Annotated in this window: 24 protein-coding genes; 6 read left to right on the plus strand and 18 right to left on the minus strand. The window is 51.2% G+C overall.

Annotation, left to right across the window (positions count from 1 at the left end; genetic code table 11):
- Positions 1-3: 3 nt before the first annotated feature.
- From flhB to IBX50_RS01180, 17 genes are all read right to left on the minus strand, one after another.
- Positions 4-1,143 (minus strand): flagellar biosynthesis protein FlhB, encoded by a 1,140-nt coding sequence (gene flhB, locus IBX50_RS01100; protein WP_292252675.1) that lies wholly within the window; start codon positions 1,141-1,143, stop codon positions 4-6.
- Positions 1,143-1,922 (minus strand): flagellar biosynthetic protein FliR, encoded by a 780-nt coding sequence (fliR, locus tag IBX50_RS01105; protein WP_292252676.1) that lies wholly within the window; start codon positions 1,920-1,922, stop codon positions 1,143-1,145. Before fliR ends, flhB begins: the two co-directional genes overlap by 1 nt.
- A gap of 7 nt (positions 1,923-1,929) precedes the next feature.
- The gene (fliQ, locus tag IBX50_RS01110; protein WP_292252678.1) at positions 1,930-2,199 is read right to left on the minus strand and encodes a flagellar biosynthesis protein FliQ; all 270 of its coding nucleotides are present in this window, start codon (positions 2,197-2,199) and stop codon (positions 1,930-1,932) included.
- A 12-nt stretch (positions 2,200-2,211) separates the two neighbouring features.
- On the minus strand, positions 2,212-2,901 hold the full coding sequence (fliP, locus tag IBX50_RS01115; RefSeq protein ID WP_292252704.1) for a flagellar type III secretion system pore protein FliP: 690 nt from the start codon (positions 2,899-2,901) through the stop codon (positions 2,212-2,214).
- Positions 2,902-2,944: 43 nt separating this feature from the next.
- Positions 2,945-3,451, minus strand: coding sequence for a flagellar biosynthetic protein FliO (gene fliO, locus IBX50_RS01120; protein WP_292252679.1), 507 nt, complete (start codon positions 3,449-3,451; stop codon positions 2,945-2,947).
- 7 nt (positions 3,452-3,458) lie between these two features.
- Complete coding sequence (gene fliN / locus IBX50_RS01125) at positions 3,459-3,977, minus strand: flagellar motor switch protein FliN (RefSeq protein WP_292252680.1); 519 nt, start codon at positions 3,975-3,977, stop codon at positions 3,459-3,461.
- Between the two features lie 43 nt (positions 3,978-4,020).
- Positions 4,021-4,998, minus strand: coding sequence for a flagellar motor switch protein FliM (fliM, locus tag IBX50_RS01130; RefSeq protein WP_292252681.1), 978 nt, complete (start codon positions 4,996-4,998; stop codon positions 4,021-4,023).
- Positions 4,999-5,048: 50 nt separating this feature from the next.
- Entirely contained in the window at positions 5,049-5,540 is a 492-nt protein-coding gene (locus IBX50_RS01135; RefSeq protein ID WP_292252682.1) for a flagellar basal body-associated FliL family protein, read from the minus strand.
- Between the two features lie 65 nt (positions 5,541-5,605).
- A complete protein-coding gene (locus IBX50_RS01140; protein ID WP_292252683.1) occupies positions 5,606-6,970 on the minus strand; it encodes a flagellar hook-length control protein FliK in 1,365 nt (454 codons plus the stop codon).
- A gap of 85 nt (positions 6,971-7,055) precedes the next feature.
- Positions 7,056-7,502, minus strand: coding sequence for a flagellar export protein FliJ (gene fliJ, locus IBX50_RS01145; RefSeq protein WP_292252684.1), 447 nt, complete (start codon positions 7,500-7,502; stop codon positions 7,056-7,058).
- Between the two features lie 9 nt (positions 7,503-7,511).
- A complete protein-coding gene (gene fliI, locus IBX50_RS01150) occupies positions 7,512-8,858 on the minus strand; it encodes a flagellar protein export ATPase FliI (RefSeq protein ID WP_292252685.1) in 1,347 nt (448 codons plus the stop codon).
- A complete protein-coding gene (locus IBX50_RS01155; RefSeq protein ID WP_292252687.1) occupies positions 8,851-10,446 on the minus strand; it encodes a FliH/SctL family protein in 1,596 nt (531 codons plus the stop codon). Before IBX50_RS01155 ends, fliI begins: the two co-directional genes overlap by 8 nt.
- A gap of 62 nt (positions 10,447-10,508) precedes the next feature.
- Positions 10,509-11,525 carry a flagellar motor switch protein FliG gene (gene fliG / locus IBX50_RS01160; RefSeq protein ID WP_292252688.1) on the minus strand — a complete coding sequence of 339 codons (1,017 nt, stop codon included), beginning with the start codon at positions 11,523-11,525 and terminating at the stop codon, positions 10,509-10,511.
- On the minus strand, positions 11,518-13,287 hold the full coding sequence (gene fliF / locus IBX50_RS01165; RefSeq protein ID WP_292252689.1) for a flagellar basal-body MS-ring/collar protein FliF: 1,770 nt from the start codon (positions 13,285-13,287) through the stop codon (positions 11,518-11,520). The genes fliG and fliF overlap by 8 nt, the downstream gene beginning before the upstream one ends.
- A gap of 38 nt (positions 13,288-13,325) precedes the next feature.
- Positions 13,326-13,718 (minus strand): flagellar hook-basal body complex protein FliE, encoded by a 393-nt coding sequence (gene fliE, locus IBX50_RS01170; protein WP_292252690.1) that lies wholly within the window; start codon positions 13,716-13,718, stop codon positions 13,326-13,328.
- A gap of 231 nt (positions 13,719-13,949) precedes the next feature.
- Positions 13,950-15,299 (minus strand): sigma-54 dependent transcriptional regulator, encoded by a 1,350-nt coding sequence (locus tag IBX50_RS01175; RefSeq protein WP_292252692.1) that lies wholly within the window; start codon positions 15,297-15,299, stop codon positions 13,950-13,952.
- Positions 15,277-16,368, minus strand: coding sequence for an ATP-binding protein (locus tag IBX50_RS01180; RefSeq protein ID WP_292252694.1), 1,092 nt, complete (start codon positions 16,366-16,368; stop codon positions 15,277-15,279). The genes IBX50_RS01175 and IBX50_RS01180 overlap by 23 nt, the downstream gene beginning before the upstream one ends.
- Positions 16,369-16,458: 90 nt before the next feature.
- Here IBX50_RS01180 and dnaE point away from each other — a divergent pair, with 90 nt between their 5' ends.
- From dnaE to eno, 6 genes are all read left to right on the plus strand, one after another.
- Positions 16,459-20,043 (plus strand): DNA polymerase III subunit alpha, encoded by a 3,585-nt coding sequence (gene dnaE / locus IBX50_RS01185; protein WP_292252695.1) that lies wholly within the window; start codon positions 16,459-16,461, stop codon positions 20,041-20,043.
- 150 nt (positions 20,044-20,193) lie between these two features.
- Positions 20,194-21,156 (plus strand): acetyl-CoA carboxylase carboxyl transferase subunit alpha, encoded by a 963-nt coding sequence (gene accA, locus IBX50_RS01190; protein WP_292252697.1) that lies wholly within the window; start codon positions 20,194-20,196, stop codon positions 21,154-21,156.
- Positions 21,157-21,186: 30 nt separating this feature from the next.
- Entirely contained in the window at positions 21,187-22,488 is a 1,302-nt protein-coding gene (tilS, locus tag IBX50_RS01195) for a tRNA lysidine(34) synthetase TilS (RefSeq protein ID WP_292252698.1), read from the plus strand.
- A gap of 124 nt (positions 22,489-22,612) precedes the next feature.
- Entirely contained in the window at positions 22,613-24,262 is a 1,650-nt protein-coding gene (locus IBX50_RS01200; protein WP_292252699.1) for a CTP synthase, read from the plus strand.
- Positions 24,259-25,110 (plus strand): 3-deoxy-8-phosphooctulonate synthase, encoded by an 852-nt coding sequence (gene kdsA / locus IBX50_RS01205; protein WP_292252700.1) that lies wholly within the window; start codon positions 24,259-24,261, stop codon positions 25,108-25,110. The genes IBX50_RS01200 and kdsA overlap by 4 nt, the downstream gene beginning before the upstream one ends.
- Positions 25,111-25,161: 51 nt before the next feature.
- Positions 25,162-26,454, plus strand: coding sequence for a phosphopyruvate hydratase (gene eno / locus IBX50_RS01210; RefSeq protein ID WP_292252701.1), 1,293 nt, complete (start codon positions 25,162-25,164; stop codon positions 26,452-26,454).
- 135 nt (positions 26,455-26,589) lie between these two features.
- Here the strand turns inward: eno and IBX50_RS01215 are convergent, their stop codons facing one another.
- On the minus strand, positions 26,590-26,748 hold the full coding sequence (locus tag IBX50_RS01215; RefSeq protein WP_292252703.1) for a hypothetical protein: 159 nt from the start codon (positions 26,746-26,748) through the stop codon (positions 26,590-26,592).
- Between the last annotated feature and the right edge of the window lie 99 nt (positions 26,749-26,847).

A 26,847-nucleotide genomic window follows, 5' to 3' on the forward strand; every position in this document is an offset into this window, starting at 1 on the left:
AAATCAGTCGGGACCCGGATCCAGTTCCGGCGGGACTTCAACACGCGGCACACTGGCAGGACGCTTGGCTTTTCCGGTTTTATGCTGTTTAAGCTGGAAAACATAGGCCAATACCTGTGCCACTGCCATATAAAGAGTATGCGGGATTTCATCACCAATTTCTGTGGAAAAATAAATGGCTCGGGTCAAGGGAGGCAGCTGTAACACCGGTATTTCATAATGGTCGGCAATTTCACGAATTTTTGCCGCAATGTGATCACTGCCTTTTGCCAGTACCTTAGGAGCACCATTACCCAGCTCATCATATTTGAGCGCCACCGCATAATGAGTCGGGTTGGTGATCACCACATCAGCCTGTGGCACATCAGCCATCATACGGCGTTGTGCTATTTCCATCTGCATTCTTCTGATTCGGCTTTTTACCTCTGGCTTACCCTCGGTGTTCTTGTATTCATCCTTGACCTCCTGCCGGGTCATTTTTAACTTTTCATTGTGTTGGTGCAATTGCCAAGGAATATCAATTAATACCACTAGAATCAAGGACAGACTGATTGCCAGAAAAGACCAGATCACCAGATAACTGCCTTTGGCTATGGCCGGCTCCAGCGCCATGGCACCTAGACTGGCAAATTCCTCCTTTAAACCCCAGATAATGATAAAAGCGGTGGTGCCGACCAACAGGACTTTGGCCACTGACTTTACAAACTCCACCAAAGAATTTTTTGAGAAAATCCTCTTAATCCCTGAAATAGGGTTCAATTTACTGAACTTGGGTATCAGTGCTTTAGCTGTCATATTCCAGCCACCCACAATAATCTGGGAAAGAGCACCGGCAAAAAAGAGCACAATCAGCAGTGGCAGGACAACTCCTATGGCATGCCAGACAGAGGTGCCAAAGTGGCTAAACATCGCATCATGAGTGATCACGTCATAACGTTGCAGATCAAAATTGAAGGCAAAAATGTCCAGTGCTTTGTTGCCCATCCAGGCACCAAAAACCAGCATTGCCATTCCTCCGCCCAACAACAGCAAAGCAGTACTGAGCTCTTTGGAGCGTGCCACCTCACCATCACGACGAGATTCTTCACGCTTTTTCGACGTGGGTTCTTCTGTTTTTTCTTGCCCATCCTGATTCTCTGCCATCAGCTCAGCTCCAGCCAAACGCGCAATAAATCAAAGATATCCCGTGACATACGGTCAAAGTGAAACAGGTACTCGGTACTCCAGATCCACAACTCCAGCAGACCCATCAGCATCATTACTGGAAAGCCGATCACAAAAATATTCAGTTGCGGTGCCGCGCGTGTCACTACACCCAGTGCCACGTTCACCACTAGCTTGGCAATAATAATAGGTAAAGCCATCAGTAGTGCACCAGCAAACAGCCAGCCACCCTGTACAACAAGCAACCAGGCGCGTTCACGATTTAACCCTTCCATGCCAATAGGAATAATGGTGAAACTTTCAGCCAGGGTGTAAATCACCACCAAATGACCACCTACAGCCAGAAACACCAGGTTGGTCATGATCACCATATACTGGCTGAGTACTGTGACGTTGATTCCGCTGGTTGGGTCAGCCATCTGTGCCATACCCATACCAATTTGCATCGCCACAATCTGACCAAAAATAATAAAAACCTGGAACAACAGCTGCACCATAAAACCCAGACTGATACCTATCAGCAACTGCTGTGCTACCAGCAGCCAAGTTTGAGGTGACAAGGCATCCATGACTGGTACTGGTGGCAGCAAGGGCATCAGTAGCAGAGTCACCATAAAAGACAGTCCGATACGCACGCGTGGCTGCACCATGTTGGCACCAAAAATCGGCACCACCATAAAAAAACCGCCGATACGGAAAAAAGGCCAGAGAAAAGTGCCTATCCAAGCGGTCAGTTCTGCATCGGTCAGCAGCGGCATGGAGGCATCAACCAATCATGTAGGGGATATTCTCTGCTAGACGCTGAAAAAACTCCATCAGCATACGCAGTATCATCGGGCCTGCCACAATCAGCGCCAGCAGTGTAGCCATCAGGCGGGGAAGAAAACTGAGGGTTTGTTCGTTGATCTGGGTTGCCGCCTGAAATACGGCCACTGCAAGTCCAACCAGCAGGCTGGGTACCACACCGATGGCAACAATGGTAATCACCAAAAACAAGGCTTGTCGCAACAGATCAACCACTGCTTCGGGGGTCATAAGCTTCTCCGATCAGTAACCATAACTGGCTGCCAGAGTGCCCATCACCAGTGTCCAGCCATCCACCAATACAAACAGCATGATTTTGAATGGCAAAGAAATGATGATGGGTGACAACATCATCATACCCATAGCCATCAAAATACTAGCCACTACCATGTCCAGTATAAGAAACGGAATAAACAACATAAACCCGATCTGAAAGGCAGTTTTCAGCTCACTGGTGACAAATGCAGGAACCAGCACCACAAAAGGCACATCTTCAGGTGATTCAATCACATCATAACCACCAATACGGGCAAACATATCCAGATCCACCTCACGGGTCTGGGATAACATAAATTCCTGGATGGGTGCCCTGGCCAGCTGCACGGCTTCCAGCGGCGCTACTTCTTCAGCGATATAAGGCTGCAGCGCTTCAGCATTAATGCGCTCCCAGACTGGTGTCATAATAAAAAAAGTCAGAAACAACGCCAGACCGAGAAGAATCTGATTAGAGGGCGTTTGCTGCAAACCCATGGCCTGACGCAGAATCGACAGCACAATAATGATTCGGGTAAAACTGGTCATCATAATCAGGATCGACGGCAGCAGTGTTAGTGCCGTCATGATCGCCAGAATCTGGATGGTTACCGAGTAGGTCTGACTTCCGTCATCATTCTGCACCATACGCAGCGCTTCAATACCCGGTGCTTGTGCCATCACGTCCAGCGGCAGCAATAACAACAGCGCTAATGCTAGCCAGCTAGTCTGTTTTACCCGCATCATTTTTATTACTCTCCGGAACCTTATTGGTCGGCTGCACATGATCGGTTGTTCTGGATTTCCATTGTTTTAGCAGCTGGGCAAAGGGTGCGGGGGTCTGCTCTGCAGTTGGCTTGATGGGATCATCCAACTGATGCAGGCAGGTGATCTGGTGGCTAGTGACACCCAACACCAGTTGCTGATCACCAACCTGAACCAGCAGGATTTTTTCTCTGTTACCCAGCTGTAATACTGCCAGTACCTTCATCGCCCCACCTGAGGCCATGGCACCAGGTACCAGACGCAGGCGTTTTGCCAGCCAAGCCAGAAAAAACATCAACAATAAAACAACCAGTAATCCCAGCGCAATCTGAGTGGCAGCAGAGCCAACACCCGGCATAGGACGATCACTGGCCGCCAGCAATGGCTGGCAGAACAAACCAAACAAAAGCAGCAGACAGGTGAAACCTGTCCGCTGCAAAGTGGCAAACCACAATTTGAACTGCATCAGATCTTCAACGCAAACGTTTAATGCGCTCAGACGGACTGACAACATCCGTCAGGCGGATGCCGAACTTTTCATTCACCATCACCACCTCGCCATGGGCGATCAGTGTACCGTTGACCTTCACGTCCAGCGGCTCACCCGCCAGTCGATCCAGCTCAATCACCGAGCCCTGGTTTAACTGCAGCAAGTTGCGTATGGCAATTTCTGTGCTGCCGACTTCCATGGCAATGGTTACCGGGATATCCATGATGACTTCAAGATTCGGGTTGTCACCGTCAAAACCGACCGAGTCGTCCTCAAGATACTCCAGCGGCGCAGATTGAATATCATCTTCCGTCAACTGATTTGTATCGGAAGCCTCTGCAACAGCCTGCTCTTCCAAAGCCGCACCCCAGTCATCATTTGCATCCAGACCATCGTCCGCAGCTGCTTCAGACTGTTCGTTCATTGCTGATGCCCAGTCATCATCGGTACCTGACTCATCCAGTGCTGATGCCCAGTCTTCGTTATTTTCTTCTTCGCTCATATTCCATTCCTAACTGCTGCAATACTGAATCAGACAGTGCTGATTAACGTACCAGCCTGATTTGTTCTTTGATCTTCAGCGCAAGATTCTCGCCAGATCGCCCCATTTTGCATTTAAATACTGGTACACCATTGGCTTGCAAAGTCACATGATCCGGCAGGTCAATCGGAATGATGTCACCTGCTTCCAGGTGCACCAAATCTCTAAGTGTTAAACCCTTTTCTGCCACTTTTACATTCAAGGGTATTTTTGCTTCCATGATATCGGCTCGTAATGCTCTGACCCAGCGCTCATCAATATCGTCCACATCTGACTGAACACCAGAATCCAGCTCTTCACGCACCGGTTCAATCATTGAATAAGGAATGGTGATATGCAGGTCACCACCACCACCATCCAGCTCAATATGGAAGGTGCTGACCACCACCACTTCACTTGGACTAACAATGTTAGCCATCGCCGGGTTAACTTCAAAACCGATGTATTCGAAGTTCAGTGGCAACACAGTTGCCCAGGCTTCTTTTAAGTCTATAAAAACCTGTTCAAGCACCTTTTGCACAATACGGATTTCAGTCGGGGTAAATTCCCGGCCTTCGATCTTGGCGTGACGACCATCTCCACCAAAAAAGTTATCCACCAGCTTAAAAACTAGTTTGGCATCCATAACAAACAGAGAAGTGCCACGCAAAGGACGAATTTTCACCAGATTAAGACTAGTGGGCACATACAGGGTGTGTACGTACTCACCAAACTTCATGATCTGCACACCACCGGAGGCAACATGAGCACTGCGCCGCAACAGGTTAAACAGGCTGATACGGGTATAACGTGCAAAACGCTCGTTGATCATTTCCAGTGTGGGCATTCGCCCACGGACAATACGATCCTGACTGGTGATGTCATACGTCTGAACATCGCCTGCACCTTGAGCGGCTTCGGAAGGATCCGGCAGATCATCATCATCCACACCATGAAGGAGTAGGTCTATTTCATCCTGCGATAGCAGATCCTGAACTGCCATATAATCTCACCTTAGTCAGTCAAACGGATACCAAGTGATACCGGACTCAGTTATTGCATTACAAAATCGGTAATCAACACTTCATCAATTCGTACATTTTCCCGTTCCACTACACCCTGCACCACTTCTGCGGCAGTCATCTGCAATTGCAGCTTGCCTTCGGGTGTTTGTAGTGTCTGGTAGTCCTGTCGTGTAAACAGCATATTCAGATTATTCTTGATCAGCGGCATATGCTTTTCTATGGCCTGAGCAGCCTGCTGATTCGGTGCCTTGACCGCCAAAGAAATCTGCATAAAACGTTGACGGCGATCAGATGAAACCAGTGGTGCTACAAAGGGTTCTTCAAACGTATAATAAAAGGCAGTATTAAGGCTAGGCTGATTGCTGCCGGGCATCAGTGAAGTTCTTTCCTCTCCTGATGAGTCACGATCTAGAAAGAACAGGGTGCCACCAACGGCCAAAGCGGCAATGATTGCTAACCCGACAACCAAACCACCAATCAATATCAATTTATTGCTCTTGCCTTCTTGCTCTTCAGCCATAGCCTACTCCTCAGATTAGCATCCATTTGTCCACACAACGCCCAGAAAAAGTATCATGCGATATTTCAGGCGTAATAGTCTATCAGACCTAACGGCTGATTCAGCACTGGTATCTGTTCCAGTCCATTTTCCAAGTCTGATCCTGCCAGCGACTGCCCGGCAGATCCTGATCCGGAATGATCACCTTCACCATCCTGACCGGCAAAAGACTCTTCTGATACCTGAGCATCCGCCAGCATCAAACCTTCTGATTCCATCATTTGTTTAAGATGTGGCAGGGATTGTTCCAGCAGTTCTCTAGCATGAGCATTCGGAGCCTGGAATATAATACTGGCCATATCACCCTGCATACGGATCTGCACACGAACACTGCCAAGATTAGGTGGATCAAGACGCATCTCGGCCACTTGCATGTTTTTTGCATTCATCATGCTGATACGATTCGACAGTGCCTGAGCGTTCGCTTGAGCAGCTGCGTGAGTCATCATCGGCAGAGGAGGCAGTCCCGCGGCCAACCGCGCCATATTCTGTGCAGCAGCAGGAGACTGAATACCTTGCAACCCTTGACCCGCCGATTGCAGCAACTGTTGCAGTGAGTCACTGCCGCGCGACACAGTAGGTACTGCGGTAGCATCAGCACGACTCAAACGGCTGACCACATCAGCAAAACGCTCGGGGCGAGCATCCTGCTGCCGCGAATCTTCTTTACCCGGCGGTGAATCACCTCTGGATGCATCAGAGCGTGCTGCAGTATCCATCTTGATACCAATGTCTTTTGCAGAGGTCACCGTACCTTCGGTACCTCTGGTGGCACTAGTATCCGTCATCAGTTTTAACTCACCCGCTGCTCCGGCGGGTGATTGAATGGCAGCCACCTTGCTGAAATCCACATTCGAACTTGCCAGATCCTGAACCAACTGATTAAAACCCGTGATCAACGCCGCAGCGTTGTTTTTATCTTCCGTCAACTGAGCCAGCAGCTGCTGTAATTGTTCTGGCAATAAATCCTGCAACCCATCAGGGTTTTCTTTGAGTGTTTGCTGCAAGCCTTGTAGCTCTTCAGGTGTCAGGGATGCCAACCAGGATCTTAACTGTTCAAGCAAGGCTTCTTGCTCCTCAGGTGGAAGAGCGGCAAGAAAATTCCGCGCCTCCTCCTCCAGCGGCAAGGTTTCGCCACTTGATGCATCTCTAGCTGGCACCCGTTCCACATTTCGATTGCTGCGCTCAACCCCCTGTCCCTGCTGACTGGCAATAGAGGCATCTGAACGTGAGGGAGACCTTGATTCCTGCTGCCGCTCTTCATTCAGACGCGCTTGCAGATGGCCTTTGAACTCGGACTGATGAACTCGGCTTCTTTCCTGTATTCGTGCAGAGTCAGCTTGTACTGGCTTGCTATCCAGAAGAAAGTTGAGTGTTGTTGTTGGATTCATTGCCAAAATTTCCCCGGTTTTACTCTGTCAGAAACAGAGCCTGAACACACTTTTACCGTGAGCTAAGCATGAAGTGTGCCAGCATTCAGGAACGCCTTGCAAAACGACTGGTCGTATATTCATCCGTCTGCTTTTGTTCCTGTCGTGCATCCAGCCATTCCTGCTCTTTTCGTGCAGCATCCATAACACTGGAGACAGCCTGGGCGCGGGCTCGGGTTTTAATCCAATGCTCGGTCACTTTTTCTTTTTGTTGCAACAATAGGGTAATCTGCTCATTCTGCTGTATCTGAGCTGATTCGAGTCGCTGGATAAACAGCTGATAACGCATCACTGCCTGAACATCCATACGCCGCCCTGGTTGATCACCACCTCGCATCAACTGCAGATACTCTGACTCATAGTTTTTCAGCAGACCTTTAGTGGCTTCTTCCTGCTCAATTTTCTGATTCAGATATCCCAGGGCGCGCGCAGCTTCATCCACCTTACCCTGAGCAAGTTTGAGTACCGGCTGTAGACGTTTTTCGCGGCTCATTTATTCACCTCAGTGCGCTTGGGGCGTCATGTTTTTTGCCAACAATTCCAACCGCTGATGACTGGTCAGCAGATCCATCTGCTCACTCAAAGGTTGCTGCAGAAATTGCCGCATCACGGGCATCAGTGTAATTGCCAGATCTATTTCAGGATCACTGCCACGGGTATAAGCACCAACATTAATCAGATCACGGTTTTGCTGGTAACGGGCATAAAGTTGTTTAAAACGGTAAACCCTCGCCAGCTGCTCCGGAGAAACTATCTGTGGCATGGCACGACTGATTGATGCTTCGATATCAATAGCCGGGTAGTGACCTTCTTCTGCCAGTCTGCGTGACAGTACCACGTGACCATCCAGGATGGCGCGTGCTGCGTCAGCAATTGGATCCTGTTGATCATCACCTTCTGTTAATACAGTATAAAAGGCCGTAATTGATCCCTGCCCTTTGGCTGCATTACCGGTACGTTCAACCAGTTGTGGAATACGCGCAAATACTGACGGTGGATAACCCTTGGTAGCCGGTGGTTCACCCACCGCCAGTGCAATTTCCCGCTGCGCTTGAGCATAACGTGTCAGAGAATCCATCAGCAGCAGTACACGCTTGCCCTTATCACGATAATACTCCGCAATACTGTGAGTTAGCTGGGCAGCACGTAATCGCATCAAGGGTGCATCATCTGCAGGAGAAGCAATCACCACAGAACGAGCCATGCCTTCCGGCCCCAGTATCTGCTCGATAAATTCTTTGACCTCTCGCCCCCGCTCACCAACCAGCCCAACCACAGTAATATCCGCTGCCGTAAAACGAGTCATCATGCCCAGCAAAACAGATTTACCAACACCACTGCCGGCAAACAGACCCATCCGCTGACCCTCACCAACCGTCAGCAAAGCATTAATTGCACCAACACCCACATCCAGCGGTGTATCTATCGGATGACGATCAAGAGGATTGATGGGCTTGCCGTTCAGACTGGCCTCACCCTCAACAGCCAGAGGCCCACGTCCATCCAAAGGACGCCCGTAACCATCCAATACGCGACCCAGCAACCCGAAGCCCACTGGTACATTCATGGCTTGCATATTCGGTGTCACTCTGGCACCAGGGCGCAAACCTTCCGCCGTTTTGAGCGGCATCAAAAACACGTGCTCGCCGGAAAACCCCACCACTTCAGCCTCAACCGGCTCACCACGGGTAGATTCAATATAACAATAAGAGCCAACCGGGAGGTTGCAACCCACGGCTTCGAGTGTCAGCCCAACCATGCGCACCAGGCGACCTTCCACCAGCGGCTCATCTGTGCGGAGCTGCTGTTGATAAGACTTCAGGCGTTCAGCCAGGCTGGAATTAACCATTGAGCTTTTCCTGATCATCAGGATCACTGCTCTTACCCTGATCTTCGTTCAAATCGTCCAGCCAGGTGTTTTCCAGCACATCTTCAAGGTAACGATCATCATGAACTGACTCAGGAGCCCACACCTTGTCGACCGCTTTAACAGGCTCTGCAGATACATCTGTTGCTGCATCGGTTGTTGATTCGGCAGAGTCAGAAAAACTATCCAGAAAGTCTTCCAGCTCCACTCCATCAGAATCAGCAGGCAGGTCTTCTGTTGGCTCGACTGTTTCTTCCTGAGCGGATTGAACCAGATTATCCAGCGCCTTTTCAAAGAAGTCGTCTTCTTCATCTTCGGTCATATGAAGAGTGTCTGGCTGCTCGGAGGTGATGTTTTCTTCTACAGGAGGCAAAGCTGAGTCAGACTCTGCTGAAACACTTGTATCAACCAGCTCTGGATCAGCTACAACTGGGTCAGATACTGACTCCGAAACCACGGGTTCTTCCGGTGTTTTTTGTTGCGGATCCAAGGTTTCCTGATGCTGTTCAGGAGCATCCGGCTCAGCTGATTTTTCAGCATCCAGTGCAGGAATATTTCTGGGTGTACCGCTTCGCTGCAGACTGACACGGGATACAGCCTCAGCAGCTGCTGGTACAGCTGTTTCCGCAGGTTCAGTCAAAGCATCAAGCTCTGATTCCTCCGCTGTTGCCGGCTGGTCAGGTGCCAAGGAAGTCGGTGCAATCGGCGCTGCAGGCGCTGGCTCCTGAAAGGACAGCTCATCTAACGGAGCAGTATCAGGTGTTGCAAACACATCCTGAGGCAAGGGTTGCAAATCAACATCTGCTGATTTGTAACCACCTTCCATTAGGCTATCAATGATTTTTTTATAGCGATTTTCGAGGGTAGAGTCGACTAAGCTTTGTAATGTCTCAATCCGCGCGCCACCAGGTGCAACACCGGGATCACCAACTAAACGGTATTCTTCCAGTAGATCCTGGCAGGCTGCTTCAGCCAGGGGCATGTCATCAGGGTTAAGGAATATTCTCAGTCGCTGATGCCCTGCAGGCAGTGCAGCAACCGACTCTTTTAACACTTCAGCCAGAAAGCTACGATCCAGACTGATTTCGCGACGTAATAATGATCGAGAGATCAGGTCAACCAGAGACAATAACGCGTCTTCCACCTCTTGATCCAACTGCTGTAGTGGGCCTTGTAATTGTTCAATCAGACCCTGAAGACGTGCCAGCTGTTGATCCACCTCGTGCTGAGCCTGATCCAGCCCTCGCTGATATCCAGCTTGAAATCCGGATTCCTGACCTGTTGCTTCACCTTCCTGATAACCCAGCGCACGGCCTTCTTCATATCCCTGCTGGCGGCCTTCTTCAAAGCCTGTGCTGAAACCCCGCTGACGGGCTTCCTCACGGAGTGCTTCGATTTCTTCTGCCGTTGGGGGTTGGGGTATTGCTTCTGCGCTACTGTCTTCCGTTTCCTCCGCCTGCAACTCATCCAAGCGCTGTGCAATACGACGGCGTACACCTGTTAAATCAGGCATTTCCCAGCGCTGGTAGGCTACATTTTCGTTAGCAGGAATACGTTTTTTGTTCTGCACTCAATCATCCCCAAATCTAGTCCAGAAACTGAAACCCGACTTAACAAACCGACCCGATCTGATTAGACCAGCTCATCGCCACCAGCAGCAAGGTTGATGGTACCGTCTTCAGCAAGGCGACGCGCCACACCCAGAATTTCTTTCTGTGATATTTCAACTTCACTGACACGGACAGGTCCTTGAGCTTCAAGGTCATCACGCAGCAGTTCTGCAGCACGTTTGGACATGTTCTTGAATATTTTTTCCTGTACTCGACCCTCGGCACCTTTTAGGGCCAGTGTCAGTGTTTCCGGTTTGACTTCGCGCAACAGGGTTTGCAGATCTTTGTCATCCAGATCAGCCAAGTTATCAAAGACAAACATCAGGTCTTCAATCTCTTCACCCAAGGCTTCGTCAATTTCCTTGATGGCGTCCATCAATTCGCCTTCAATACCACTATCCAGGTTGTTCATGATATTGGCTACCACCTTCACACCACCCATACTGGTGGTCTGGGTGCCGCCGGAGCCGGAGAACTGCTTCTCAAGGATATCATTCAACTCCTGCAAAGCCTGGGGCTGCACTGATTCAAGAGCAGCAACACGCAACATGACATCCAGTCGTACCTTGGGATCAAAATAGCGCAGAATTTCAGCACCCTGATCTGAATCAAGATAAGACATAACAATGGCCTGAATCTGCGGGTGCTCAAAACGGATAATGTCTGCAACAGCGCGAGGTTCCATCCACTTTAATGTATCCAGACCGGTGGTATTACCACCCAGCAGAATACGATCAATCAGGCCATTGGCCTTGTCTTCACCCAAGGCTTCACTAAGCATCCGACGGATATAACTATCCGCACCCACGCCCAGACCCGTTTGTTCACCCACATCTTCCAGAAAGTCGCCTAGCACTTCTTCAACCTGTGCACGACTGACATTCTGCAACTGGGACATTGCCAAACCAATTTTTTGCACTTCTTTCGGCCCCATGTGCTTGAGCACCTGAGCCGCATCCGTTTCACCCAGAGACATCAGCAGTATTGCTGCACGCTCCAGCGAGGAAAGGCTTTCTGTATAGAGTTCGTCATCACTCATCGTTAGCTACCCAATGGCGCACTACCTGAGCAACCCGTCCGGGGTTCTCGGCAATCAAAGCCCTTATTGCATTAAGCTGGCGTTCATAAAGATCACTTGGTGGTGCAAGCAGCGGATCATCCGAAGCACTCAACGTTACCTGGTCATCAGACAACCCACCGTCAAGGGGTGCCAGCGCATCCAGTTCGGCATCTTCAAGATCCTTGTCGGAGCGGGTAGCCAGATTACGAAGAATCGGACGCAACACACCAAAGATCAGTATTAGGATAAAAAGACCGGCAAGCAGCTGTTTTGCCAGATCCCATACCCAAGGCTGCTCCCATAAAGGCAGCTCGGGCATTTCCTCAACGATCCCTTCAACAAATGGTGAGTTGATAACACTGACACTGTCACCACGAGCAGCAGAATAACCCACAGCGTTGCGTACCAGTGTGGTGATCCGCTCGATTTCGTTTTCATTCCAGGGCATACGTTCTGCTGCGCCAGTTTCCGCATTGCGCTGAATCAAATCATCAACCACAACAGCCACAGTCAGACGGGCAATACGACCGGAGTCATTTCTGGAATAACTAAGGGTGCGATCCAGCTCAAAATTACGTGTAGCCTGAGAGCGACGATTACCGGCAGTCTGACCAGCCGCTCCGCCGGCGCCCACTGCTTCTTCAGGAGCAAATCCATCCTGCGGTGGCTGATTGGAAAGTGCACCTGGAATACCCAGCGGACCAAAATCGCCAGAACGCTGTTCTTCAACTGTTTGTTCACTGCGAATAGCAGGCATATCCGGATTAAACTGTTCGGCACTCTGTTCAATCTGAGTGAAATCTATATCAACTGCTACCGCTGTTTGAAAACGCCCTGGGCCGGCAATGGGTTCAAGAATGGAGCGAATACGGTCATTAATACGCTGCTCAACCTGGCGAGAATGCTCCAGCTGTCTGGCCATCGCTTGATCTGTCGCACTTTCTTCAGCTTTGGACAACAGATTGCCGCGTTGATCAACAATAGTGACGTCTTTCACATCCATCTGCGGCACACTGGAGGCAACCAGGCGCATGATAGAGTTGGCCTGTGCTGAGTCCATGGTGCGACCAGGGGATAGGTTCAGGAAAACTGATGCAGAGGGTTTGCGCTGATCACGAAGGAAAACGGATTGACGTGGCACAGCAAGGTGCACACGTGCTTGTCTGACGACTTCCAGACTGGAGATGGTACGAGCTAGCTCACCCTCGACGCTGCGAAGATAGCGGGCATTTTCCATAAACTGGCTGGTGCCTAAGCCCTGATCCTTTTCCAGCAATTCGTAACCAACGGTGTTCGGCTGGCTGATATCCGCACCAGCCACCTGCATCCGTGCACGATGAATGTCATCTTCACGAACTAACAATGCGCCGGAGGAAGGATCTATCCGATATTTGATACGGTTCTGTTCCAGCACCGAAACGATAGCAGAAGAGTCCAGCTCATTTAGACTAGACATCAAGGGTCGGTAAGTATCTGACTGAGACCAGAGTACGATGGCAAAACCCAGTGCAATACTGGCAGCAAAGCCCACCAGCAGCGCCATCTGGCGCAATACATCCAGCTGGTTGAAGTTTGAAAGCATGGTTCCAGCCTTGCTTCCATTCTTCAGAAAACTGCCCTTGCTCTGGCTGCCTTCTTTTTTACCGACATTGTCTGCAGCAACACTGCTCGCTTCTGGCTGAACAGACTCAGGCAGATTAGCCGCCGAATCGCTGGCCACATTAGCAGGTGCATTTTCCATTCATTAACCCCAGTTAATCCATTCTGCTGTTTGCACGGTCAGACCGGCATCCGCATAATTTCCTGGTAAGCGCCAACCAGCCGGCTTCTTACCTGTGACATGGCCTCAAAAGCAACACTGGCCTTTTGTGATGAGATCATTACATTCACTATATCCACATCAGGATCACCCATTTCGTAACGGGTCCTCAGATCACCGGCAACCCGCTGATGACCGTTCACGTTATCAACGGCCTGTTTCAGCATCGTGGCAAAGGAGGGAACCTCCTTCACTGACTGAGCTGCATGCACGCCATTAACCAGGCTTGCGCCATCTTCACTCAATCCACGCACCATCGGTGCATAGGAGGAGGCCGCAAACCCCGGGTTTACTTGGGTCTGCACCGAGCGTATCTGTGACAACACACTTGAAATATCCGCACGATCAACCATATCCGAACACCTTTCCGCGCTGCGTTAAAAAAATGTAACAATTATGCAGGGTACTTGTTCTATCTATCCGGCTCTCCAATATAAAACCAGCAGAGAGCCGCAGGATGCCTACTCTACCGAAACATAGGCCTGATGACTACTCTATGATCCCATAATTTATCTGTAAATGCTGCCTATGTATGTAACGCAAAGTTACATTATGATGGCGCAAGGTGAGCAGAATTATAGCCATCAATCTTCCTGTAAAAAACCTTCATCACGCATTCTTGCGAGTTTATATCGAAGTGTGCGCGGACTGATACCAAGGCGCTCTGCTGTTTCCTTTTTTTTGCCCCGCTCCTGCTGCAAAGCATCAAGAATTATGCGGTACTCCTGCTCACGCAAGTCTTCACGCAGATCCTCACTGACAATCTCCTGACGAACCACCGGCAACCTAGTGGCAGCAGCTTCAAACTCAATGACCAGACTATCCAGCGTAATCTGATCACCTGTCGTCAGGATTAATGCTCGCTGCATCACATTCTCTAGCTCTCGTACATTGCCTGGCCAACTGTGCTCCATCAATCTTCTTGCGGCTTCCGGGTGCAGGCCTGGCAACTGAGAAACACCCATGCGCTGGGCGTGTTTAACAATCAGAGCTTTTGCCAGCGGCACGATGTCTGCTTTACGTTCACGAAGCGGCGGCCAAGCCAAGGGGAATACGTTTAACCGATAGTATAGATCCTCACGAAACAAACCTTCAGCAACACTTTGTTTCAAATTGCGGTTACTGGTTGCCAATACCCGTACATTTAGCTTGAGAGTCTTGCGTGAACCCAGCCGCTCCACTTCCTGCTCCTGCAATACCCGTAACAGCTTGGATTGTAGCTCCGGCGGCATCTCTGTGACTTCATCCAGCAGTAGAGTGCCACCATCAGCCTGCTCAAACTTACCCGGTGCACTGGCATTAGCGCCGGTGAATGCACCTTTTTCATAACCGAACAACGTGGCCTCCAGCAAGCTTTCAGGAATAGCTGCGCAGTTGATCGCCACAAAAGGTTTATCCGCGCGCGCAGATTGCAGATGGATATAACGTGCCAGCACTTCTTTACCGGTACCAGACTCTCCGCCAATCATCACCGAGGCATCACTTTTTGCCACCCGACTTGCCAGTTTCAGCAGCTCACGACTGGCTGGATCATCCACCACCGGACCCTCTGCTTCACCGGGTACGACTTTAGACTGTGCCTGCAACAGTGGCCGCAACACGCGAATTAACACATCAGGATCAAAGGGTTTCACCAGATAATCAGCAGCTCCTTTGCGCATGGCTTCCACTGCCTGATTGATGGAGCCAAAAGCGGTCATCAGCACCACCGGGACACCCGGCCATTTTTCCCGTACCGACTCCAGCAGACGATGCCCATCCATCACTGGCATACTAACGTCCGAAACGATCAGGCTGACCGGCTCTTTTTTCAGCATCAGCAAGGCTTCCTGACCATTTTCGGCGGAGATATAAGACCAACCCTCAAGGCTCAGGGTATCCTCCAGCGCCTCACGCAGATCAGCATCATCCTCAACGATCAGTACTTGCGGCATCTTTTGCTCCCTTGTCACTGTTGGGGTTTTCCACGTTGGAACTCTCCATCGGCAGGGCAATCCAGGCGCGCACACCCTGCCCCGGTCTAGATTGTAACCAGAAGCGTCCCTGATGCGCCTCAACCACAGCATGAACAATGGCAAGACCCAGCCCGGTTCCCTGCGACTTGGTAGTATAAAAAGGCTCTTGGGCTTTTTGAACCTTGTCTTCTTCAATTCCCGGCCCGTTATCAGCCACACAGAGCAACAGATGCCCTCCATCCAGCCCCGGCAAATCATGCACCACTTCCAGATGTAACGTCATATCCGGCGGCGGGTTAACCGCTTCAACAGCATTATTAACCAGATTCAGCACTGCACCCACCAGTGAGTCCAGACTGACCACCAGCTCACCTTCACTCACTTGCAATTCCCAGGCAAACTGCAACTGGTGTTTTTCAATCACCGGCAGCACAGCCTCCTGCAAGGACTGGATCAGCTCACTCAGATTGATACGCCTTGCCATGCGGGTTTCTCCCCGCGCAAAAATCAACATGTCGCGGATCTGTTGATCCATATGCTGCAAGCGTCCTTTCAGACGGGTGGCAAACTTCTGCTGCTGTTCCTGCTGCAGGCCTTCTTTTTGCAAATGACCGGCATATAAAAGTGCCGTGGATAGAGGTGTCCGTAATTGGTGCGCTAGAGAAGCCACCATGTGCCCCATAGATGACAAACGTTCATGTCTTGCCAGTTGTTCCTGTAATTGCCGTGTCTCGGTTAAATCTTGCAGCAGGATCAACTGTCCACCCCCGGCAGAAAGGGAACTGATTGACAGACTGACACGTCGCCCGCTTTTCAGCGACACTTCATGCCCATCATCCTCTCGCGGTGCAAAAGCACGCTGCACTACCGCCAGCCAAGGTTGTTTCACCAGAGGCTCACCCAGCAAGAGGATCGCAGCCTGATTGGCCTGTTTTACCTTACCGCGTTGATCCAGCATCACCAGCCCGGCGGGAATTGCAGCCAATACATCGTGCAGTGCTTGCTCGGCTTCACTGGATTCCGATTCTGTTGTTGATAAATAATCCATGGTTCAATCCTGATCAGAATGGAGGCATTTTCGCACAGGCAGGGTGCTTTTAGTTAGAATAGCTTTTTTGATTGCCAACAGCGGAAACCCATGTCGACCTCCTTCGTTCACCTGCGCCTGCATTCCGAGTTCTCCCTGCACGATGGACTGGTGCGCCTCAAACCACTGGTCAAGCAGGCTCAAGGCATGAACTACCCAGCTTTAGCCATCAGTGATGACAGCAACCTGTTTGCACTAGTGAAGTTTTATAAAACTATGCAGAGCGGGGGCATCAAACCCCTGATCGGCAGTGATATTTGGCTGGAACCGCAGACAAAAAACAGCCCTCCGACCCGCATGACCCTGCTGGCGATGAACAACACGGGTTATCGCAACCTGACTGAACTCCTGTCGCGCGGCTGGTTAGAAGGGCAGCATCAGGGGCAACCGCGCATCAAACAGGAATGGCTGCAACAGCAACCGGAAGGCCTGCTGGCCTTGTCCGGCGCCAAAGACGGTGAAATTGGTCAACTGCTGCTGGGCGGGCATACTGCCCAGGCAGCAGAACGTACCCGTTATTGGATGCAGGTATTCCCGAATGCCTTTTATCTGGAAATACAACGCACCGCCCGCAAGGGTGATGAAGATTGCCTGCATGCCAGCGTTGCCCTGGCAACACAACTCAACTGCCCGCTGGTTGCCACCAACGATGTGCGTTTTATCTCCCGCAAGGATTTCTGGGCACACGAAACCCGTGTGTGTATTGGTGAAGGACGTATTCTGGATGATCCACGTCGCGAAAAACGTTACTCGGAAGAACAGTACTTAAAAAGCCCCGAAGAAATGCAGGATCTGTTTTCCGACCTACCGGAAGCCCTGCAGAACACCGTGGAAATTGCCAAACGCTGCAATGTGGATGTTCGTCTGGGTGAATACTTCCTGCCCGAGTATCCGATTCCCAAGGGCATGACTCAGGACGAGTTCTTCCGCAACATTTCCCATGAAGGCCTGACTCGACGCCTGGACAAACTCTACAATCCACAACCGGACAACTTTGCCGAAGTGGAAAAAAAGTACCGCGACCGGCTGGATTTTGAGCTGGACACCATCCTGCAGATGGGGTTTCCCGGTTACTTTCTGATCGTAATGGACTTTATTCGCTGGGCAAAAAACAACGGTGTGCCCGTGGGGCCGGGGCGGGGTTCCGGTGCCGGTTCACTAGTGGCCTACTCACTGGATATCACCGATCTGGATCCGCTGGAATACAGCCTGCTGTTTGAACGCTTCCTTAACCCGGAACGGGTTTCGATGCCTGACTTCGACATCGACTTTTGTATGGATGGCCGAGATAGAGTCATTGATTATGTAGCTGAAACCTATGGTCGTAATGCTGTCTCCCAGATAGTCACCTTTGGCACCATGGCTGCCAAGGCGGTGGTGCGTGATGTAGCGCGGGCGCAGGGAAAACCCTATGCCGTGGGCGATCGACTATCCAAATTGATTCCTTTTGAAGTTGGCATGACACTAGAAAAAGCCGCCGAAGAAGTGGAAGAACTCAAGGCACTTGAGCAGTCTTACCAGGCCACCAAGGAGCGAGAGCTGACCGAACAGGAGCTCGAAAGCCTGGATCAGGAAGGTTACGAAGTCTGGGCAATGGCGCGGGAGCTGGAAGGTATTACTCGTGGTACCGGAAAACATGCCGGTGGTGTAGTAATTGCACCCACCAAACTCACTGACTTTGCCCCGCTGCTGGCGGATGAAGAAGGCAAGGGACTGGTGGTGCAATTTGATAAAAATGATGTGGAAGAAGCTGGGCTGGTCAAGTTTGACTTTCTGGGTCTGCGCACCCTGACCATCATCGACTGGGCAATTCGTGATGTGGATCGAATTCGCGCCCTGCAGGGTGAAGCACCACTGGATATCACCCGCATCCCTCTGGATGACAAAAACACCTATGCCCTGCTCCAGAAAGCCGAAACCACAGCGGTATTCCAGCTGGAATCACGTGGCATGAAAGAGCTGATCAAAAAGCTCAAGCCCGACTGCCTGGAAGATATGATCGCTCTGGTGGCGCTGTTCCGCCCCGGCCCGTTGCAATCCGGCATGGTGGATGACTTTATTCAGCGTAAACATGGTCAGGCGGCACTGGCTTACCCTCACCCGGATTACCAGTTGGAAATGCTTAAACCGGTACTGGAACCCACCTATGGCATCATCCTTTATCAGGAACAGGTGATGCAGATTGCTCAGGTGATGGCAGGATTCACCCTGGGTGGTGCCGACATGTTGCGTCGCGCCATGGGTAAGAAAAAACCCGAAGAAATGGAAAAAATGCGCGGCATGTTCCTTGAAGGCAGCGCCCAAAACGGCATCAATAGCCAGCTGGCCGGGCAGATTTTTGATCTGGTGGAAAAATTTGCCGGTTACGGTTTTAACAAATCCCACTCCGCCGCTTATGGTCTGGTGTCTTACCAGACTGCCTGGTTAAAAACCCACTACCCCGCACCTTTTATGGCGGCAGTGCTTTCCACGGAAATGAACAACACCGACAAGGTGGTGATGCTGGTGGAGGAATCCCGTGCCATGGGTTTAACCGTCACCCCACCGGACGTCAATCAAGGCAGCTGGCGTTTCACCGTCAATCCTGCTGGTGAAATCATCTACGGTCTGGGTGCCATCAAGGGTGTGGGTGAAGGTCCGGTCGAAGCCATCGTTGAAGCACGAACCAGTGGTGGCGTTTTTACTGACCTGTTCAACTTCTGCCAGCGCGTGGATATGAAGCGCCTGAACAAACGCAGCATTGAGGCGCTGATTCGCAGTGGTGCACTGGATCAACTGGCAGACAGCCGACACCTACTAATGGCTGCACTGGAAGATGCCACCAAGGCAGCTGACCAGACCAACCGCAACGCCAGTCTTGGCATGGATGATCTGTTTGGTGATCTTGGTCAGAGCACCACCACCAGTAACGACCCCTATGCCCCTTGGCGCAAACTGCCACAATGGACTGAAAAACAGCGTCTGGCCGGAGAAAAGGAAACCCTCGGACTTTACCTGACAGGTCATCCGATTGATGAATACGAAAGTGAGCTGAAACGTTTTGTCAGCAAAAAAATTGCTGCTCTGCAAGCCTCACGCGAACCCCAGCGTGTTGCCGGGCTGGTGGTGGCCTTTCGCACCATGAAAAACAAACGCGGTGAAACCCTGGCTTTTTTAACCCTGGATGATCGCTCTGGGCGTATCGAAATCTCGGTTTTTGGTGAGGACTACGAACGCTACAAACAACAACTGCAAAAAGATGCCCTGCTGATTATTGAAGGTGAAGTCCGAGAAGACAGCTTCACGGGTGGACTGTCCATGCGCTGCAAGGACATCACCCCAATTACTGAAGCGCGCAGCAAGTTTGCCAAGGCACTGGAAATCCAGTTTCACGAAAATGATTTTTATCCTGAACTTTTGCAGAAACTGGCAACTTGTCTGCAAAAACACCTGTTAAAAGATGAAGGCCTGCCGCTGCAACTGGTTTACACCTGCAGCCAGGGTCGGGCATGTCTCAAGGCAGCAGACAGCTGGAAGGTTGTACCCCACGATCAGCTACTGGAAGAGCTGCGGCAATTACTGGGTAGAAACAAGGTGCAGCTGATCTACCTGAACGAAGGAGAAACAACTGCCGCGTCACAAAAAATTTCTGCATAATTTTTGAGTCTATCGCGGCTTTCGACTATAGTTGCCCGCAAAAGTTGCCCGTAAAAGTCGCGCCAAAAGTTGCGGCAAAATTTCTGACCTGTAAACAGCAGCTGAACCCCTGTTTCGGGCAAAAAACATGAGTCCTCAGGCAAAATAACCATGAATCTGAATTACCTCGATTTTGAACAACCCATTGCCGACTTGGAAGCTAGGATTGAAGAGCTGCGCCTGGTGGGTAATGACTCAGACGTCAACCTGAGCGATGAAATCTCCCGCTTGCAGGAAAAAAGTTACAAGCTGACCGAGCAGATTTTTTCCAGCCTCAGTGCCTGGCAGGTTTCACAGTTGTCGCGCCACCCGATGCGCCCTTACACCCTGGATTACCTGAACCTACTGTTTGACGATTTTGATGAGCTACACGGTGATCGTCACTTTGCTGATGATGCTGCTATCGTGGGCGGTATGGCACGCCTGGATGGTCGCCCGGTGATGGTGATTGGTCACCAGAAAGGCCGCGACGTCAAAGAAAAAGTACGCCGTAACTTTGGTATGCCGCGCCCGGAAGGTTACCGCAAGGCACTGCGCCTGATGGAAATGGCTGAGCGTTTTAAAATGCCAATCCTGACCTTCATCGACACCCCTGGTGCTTACCCCGGTATTGATGCTGAAGAGCGTGGCCAGTCAGAAGCCATTGCCTTTAACCTGGCCGCCATGTCACGTCTTAAAACCCCAATCATTGCCACCGTGATTGGTGAGGGGGGGTCTGGTGGTGCACTGGCGATTGGTGTCTGTGACGAGCTGATGATGCTGCAGTATTCCACCTATTCGGTGATCTCACCGGAAGGCTGTGCGTCCATTCTATGGAAAAGTGCCGGCAAGGCAGCAGATGCAGCAGAAGCCATGGGGCTGACTGCTGGTCGTCTGAAAGAGCTGGGACTGGTGGATACACTGATTCCCGAACCTCTGGGTGGTGCACACCGCAACCCCGAACAAATGGTGTCCAGTCTTAAATCAGCCTTGATTCAAGCTTTGAACAAGTTGGATAAAAACGATACCGACACCCTGCTGGAGCGGCGTTATCAGCGCCTAATGAGTTATTCATCTCTGCAGAATCTTGCCTGAGATGAATCCTGGGCGACGCTTCCGTGGCTTATGAGTTCACTTCTTGGTCATCTGCAGTGCGCCCTTGGCCCTGATACCCGGCGAATCTGTGTCGCCTTCAGTGGAGGTATGGATTCTCGGGTACTGCTGGAGCTGACCCGGCAATTACAGTGGGCTCAGCCATTAAAAAAGCAACACCCACAACTGCAGATCCGCGCCCTGCATATACACCATCAGTTATCCCCTCATGCCGACCAATGGGCGGCTTTTTGTCAAGAAGTTTGTGATGCTGCCGGTATTCCACTCAGCATTCAATGCGTAAATCCCAACCAGTGGCCGGGCGCCAGCCTGGAAGATCGTGCCCGCAAAGCCCGTTACAGTGTTTTTGAACAACAACTGCAACCGGATGAGTTACTGCTGCAGGCTCACCATCAGGATGATCAAGCTGAAACCCTGCTGTTACGACTCTTGCGTGGTGCCGGAACCTTGGGACTGAGCAGTATTCCCAAACAACGCCCGCTGGGCCAGGGACTGCTGTTACGACCACTGCTGGATATCCCTCGTGCTGAACTACTGGCTTTTGCCACCGCAGAAAAACTCCAGTGGATTGAGGACGAAAGCAATCAGCAGACCCATTTTGATCGCAACTTTTTAAGGTTGCAGGTTCTACCGCTACTGCAACAACGTTTTCCGGCGGTCAGCCAGAATTTAGCTCGGGTGACCCAGCACGCCACGGAAAGCCAGCAACTGAACCGCGAACTGGCCGAGCTGGATCTGCAACCCTGCCGCAACACTGAAACCAGTCTTAGCATCCCGCCGCTTATGGCCTTGTCCTCTCATCGCCGTTTTAATCTGCTGCGCCACTGGTTATTGTTGCGTGGTTTAACCCTGCCGGGGCACACCCTTTGGGAGCAGCTGGATAAACTCTGTCTGGCACGCAAGGATGCCAACCCGCTGGTCAGTTGGGGGGAGTCCACACAACGTATTGAAGCCAGACGTTTTCAACAGCAGCTCTTTATTGCCCCAGAGGAATACTTTCAACCGTTGCCAGCAAACTGGCAACAAGACTGGGATGGCAAAATGCCCATCCAAACTCCAGTTGGCCTGATCAACTTCCGGCTGCTTGCCAGTGATTCACTACCTACAGCCAGCCTCACCTTCACCCTTCGCGCCAGACAGGGCGGTGAAACCCTGCGCCAGAAAAACCGTGGGCAGCGGGATGTCAAACGCCTGCTGCAAGAGCTGCATCTACCGCCTTGGGAGCGCCAGCGCTTGGTGTTTATCTGGTTGCAAAAAGAATTGATCGCGGTCGGTTCAAAGCTGGTTGCAGCAGGCTGGACGATTGAGTATTGACTTTCCTGCTTTGGATTTTTATTGGCTTCTGCTAAACTGTGCCCCCATCTAAATGCTCTTCCTCCCTGTTTTCTGTTCTGGCTTCAACAAAGCCAGAACCTGATCTATTTTTCGGACGGTTTTCATGACGCGTTACATTTTCGTGACTGGTGGTGTGGTTTCTTCTCTGGGGAAAGGCATCGCCTCCGCCTCCCTTGCGGCCATTTTGGAAGCGCGTGGCCTGAAGGTCACTATCATGAAGCTGGATCCCTACATCAACGTAGACCCAGGCACCATGAGCCCCTTCCAGCACGGCGAGGTGTTTGTCACCGAAGATGGTGCTGAAACCGATCTGGATCTGGGTCACTACGAGCGTTTCATCCGCTCCCGCATGACCCAGAAAAACAACTTCACCACAGGCCGGGTGTACGAGCACGTGCTGCGCAAAGAGCGTCGTGGTGATTACTTGGGTGGTACTGTGCAAGTGGTTCCCCACATCACCGACGAAATTCAGCGCCGTGTGGTGGAAGGTGCCGAAGGTTATGACGTGGCGCTGGTAGAAGTGGGTGGCACTGTAGGCGACATCGAGTCACTGCCATTTCTGGAAGCCATCCGCCAGCTGCGGGTCAAGGTTGGCTCCCAGCACGCGCTGTTTATGCACCTGACCCTGGTGCCCTACATCAAGACTGCCGGTGAAACCAAAACCAAACCGACCCAGCACTCGGTCAAGGAACTGCGCTCCATCGGTATTCAGCCAGACATCCTGATTTGTCGCTCAGAAGTGAGCATTGAGTCCAATGAGCTGCGCAAAATTGCCCTGTTCACCAACGTGGATGAAAACGCAGTAATCCCCCTGCCGGATGCCGACACCATTTATCGCATTCCCGGTATGCTGCACGAACAGGGCCTGGATGACATCGTTGTCAGCAAGTTTGGCCTGCAATGCCCACCCGCCGACCTGACCGAATGGGTACAGGTGGTGGATGCCAAGCTGAATCCACAGAAAACCGTAAAAATTGCCATGGTTGGTAAATACATGGAGCTGCTGGATGCTTACAAATCGCTGATTGAAGCAATCCAACATGCCGGTATTAAAACCCGCACCAAGGTCGAAATTGATTACATCGACTCAGAAGAAATTGAACGCAAAGGCACTGATCGTCTGGCCGATAAAGACGCCATCCTGATTCCCGGTGGTTTTGGTGAGCGCGGCGTGGAAGGCAAGATTCTCACAGCAAAGTTTGCCCGTGAAAACAAGATCCCTTATCTGGGTATCTGTCTGGGTATGCAGGTAGCGGTGATTGAATTTGCCCGCAATGTGGCTGGCTGGACAGATGCCAACTCCACCGAGTTCACGCTGGATACCCAGCATCCAGTGGTCGGTCTGATCACCGAATGGCTAACCCCGGAAGGCAAGATTGAAACCCGTGACACCAATTCTGATCTGGGTGGAACCATGCGCCTGGGTGCACAGGTCTGTCATCTGGAATCCGGCACCAAAGCTCGTGAAACCTATGCCGCTGAAAACATAGTGGAGCGCCATCGCCACCGTTATGAAGTGAACAACCAATTTATTGGTGAGTTGGAAAAAGCCGGTTTAATTATCTCCGGTCGCAGCGCTGACAAGGCACTGGTCGAGATGGTGGAGCTGCCGAATCACCCCTGGTTTGTTGCCTGCCAGTTCCATCCGGAATTTACTTCCACCCCGCGTGATGGTCATCCACTGTTCACCGGTTTTGTGAATGCCGCACTGGCGCACAAGGCTGAACGTAAAAACAGCGGCAACACCCTATGATTCAGCAGCAGATTCAGATCACCAACCTGACACTCGCCAACAACCGCCCCTTTGTCTTGCTGGGTGGTATGAATGTGCTGGAGTCGCGGGATATGGCGATGAAGGTTGCGGAACACTATGTTGAAGTCACTCGCAAACTGGGCATCCCTTATGTCTTCAAAGCCAGTTATGACAAGGCCAACCGTTCTTCCATCCACTCCTTTCGTGGACCGGGGTTGGAAGAAGGTTTAAAAATCCTGCAGGAAATCAAAACCACTTTTCAGGTACCGGTGATCAGTGATATTCACGAAATCGACCAGGCTGCACCGGCTGCCGAAGTGCTGGATATTCTGCAACTGCCCGCTTTTCTGGCTCGCCAGACCGATCTGGTGCGTGCCATGGCTACAACTGGCAAACCCATCAATGTCAAAAAGCCCCAATTCATGTCGCCAGGACAAGTCAGCAACCTGATTGAAAAATTTGCCGAATGCGGTAATGATCAGGTGATGCTCTGTGAACGCGGCAGCTGTTTTGGTTACGACAATCTGGTGGTGGACATGCTGGGTTTTGGGGTGATGAAAAAAGTCGCTGGCAATGCCCCGATCATTTTTGACGTCACTCATGCCCTGCAGATGCGTGATCCAACTGGTGCCGCCAGTGGTGGTCGCCGTCAGCAGGTAGCGGAACTGGGACGTGCCGGTCTCAGCCAGGGCATAGCCGGGCTGTTTCTGGAAGCTCACCCCAACCCTGACCAGGCGCGTTGTGATGGTCCATCTGCACTGCCACTGAACAAGCTGGAACCCTTTTTACAACAGATGAAAGCAGTGGATGATCTGGTTAAATCCCTGCCGGAACTGATCATCGACTGAACCCTGATTAATCAAGCTAACCTGACAGACAAAAACTGGAGACTTCCACTCATGGCTAAAATTATCGCGATCAAAGGACGTGAAGTACTGGATTCACGCGGCAACCCCACCGTGATGGCGGATGTAGTACTGGAAGGTGGATTTAAAGGTAGCGCCTGCGCCCCTTCTGGTGCATCCACCGGCTCCCGCGAAGCGCTGGAACTGCGTGATGGTGACAAGGCTCGTTATCTAGGCAAGGGTGTATTAAAAGCAGTTGCCAACGTCAATGGCTCAATCCAGCAAGCACTGCTGGGTCAGGATGCCACCCATCAGGCTGCCATCGATAAAATCATGCTGGATCTGGATGCCACCGACAACAAAGCCAAGCTGGGTGCTAACGCCATTCTGGCGGTGTCTCTGGCTGCTGCCAAAGCGGCGGCGGCTGCCAAGGGTGTTGAGCTGTTTGAACACATTGCTGATATCAATGGTACTCCCGGTGTGTATTCCATGCCGGTACCGATGATGAACATCATCAACGGTGGTGAGCATGCCGACAACAACGTCGACATTCAGGAATTCATGGTACAGCCGGTTTCCGCGCCTACCTTTGCTGAAGCCCTGCGTGCCGGTGCCGAAATTTTCCACGCCCTGAAAAAAGTTCTGCAAGACAAAGGCCTGAGCACATCTGTGGGTGATGAAGGTGGTTTTGCTCCTAACCTGGCATCCAATGCTGATGCACTGGCTGTCATCAAGCAGGCAGTGGCTGATGCTGGTTATGAACTGGGTAAAGACATCACCCTGGCGCTGGATTGTGCCTCTACCGAATTCTACAAAGATGGTCAGTATGATATGGCCGGTGAAGGCCAGAAGTTTACTTCCGAAGGCTTCAGTGACTATCTGGCCAAACTCTGTGAAGACTACCCGATTGTTTCCATTGAAGACGGTCAGGATGAATCTGACTGGGCGGGCTGGAAGTACCAGACTGAAAAACTGGGCAGCAAAGTACAACTGGTTGGTGATGACCTTTTCGTCACCAACACCAAAATCCTGAAAGAAGGCATCGAAAAGGGCGTGGGTAACTCCATCCTGATCAAGTTCAACCAGATCGGTTCACTGACTGAAACGCTGGAAGCCATCAAGATGGCCAAGGAAGCCGGTTACACCGCCGTGATTTCTCACCGTTCCGGTGAAACCGAGGATGCCACCATTGCCGACCTGGCTGTAGGCACTGCGGCCGGTCAGATCAAAACCGGCTCCCTGTGCCGCTCGGATCGCGTGGCCAAGTACAACCGCCTGCTGGTGATTGAAGAAATCCTCGGCAGCAAAGCACCTTACCCAGGCCGCAAAGCCATCAAGGGTCAGTGATTTTTGCCTGATGTCATGAAAAAGCCACCCTCGCGGTGGCTTTTTATTTAACGAAAAGCGCGAAATTCTCCATCCAAGCCGTGGCTTGGGTGGAGATGGATAGCGCCTCAATGTTTCGATAGTTGCCCCGCCTGCTCAAAAAGCTCGAAAGTTTGGGGTGCCTAAAAGCCCTTTATTTTGTATGTTTTCCCAGCAAGCTTCACCTATGAAGGACACCTTAACCAGGGCAATTGGGCTTAATTCTGCTTGCAAAATACGTTGCTTCACTGTAATCAATGGTTCAGACAGTTTCATGATGCAATAGCACCGTAGTTGCAAAGCTCCTCAAAACCTAGCTGGTGCCCATCCAGAAACTAATAACCAACTGATTTTCGGGTAATATTTTTGAAAAAG

The sequence above is a fragment of the Marinospirillum sp. genome, from assembly GCF_014859565.1.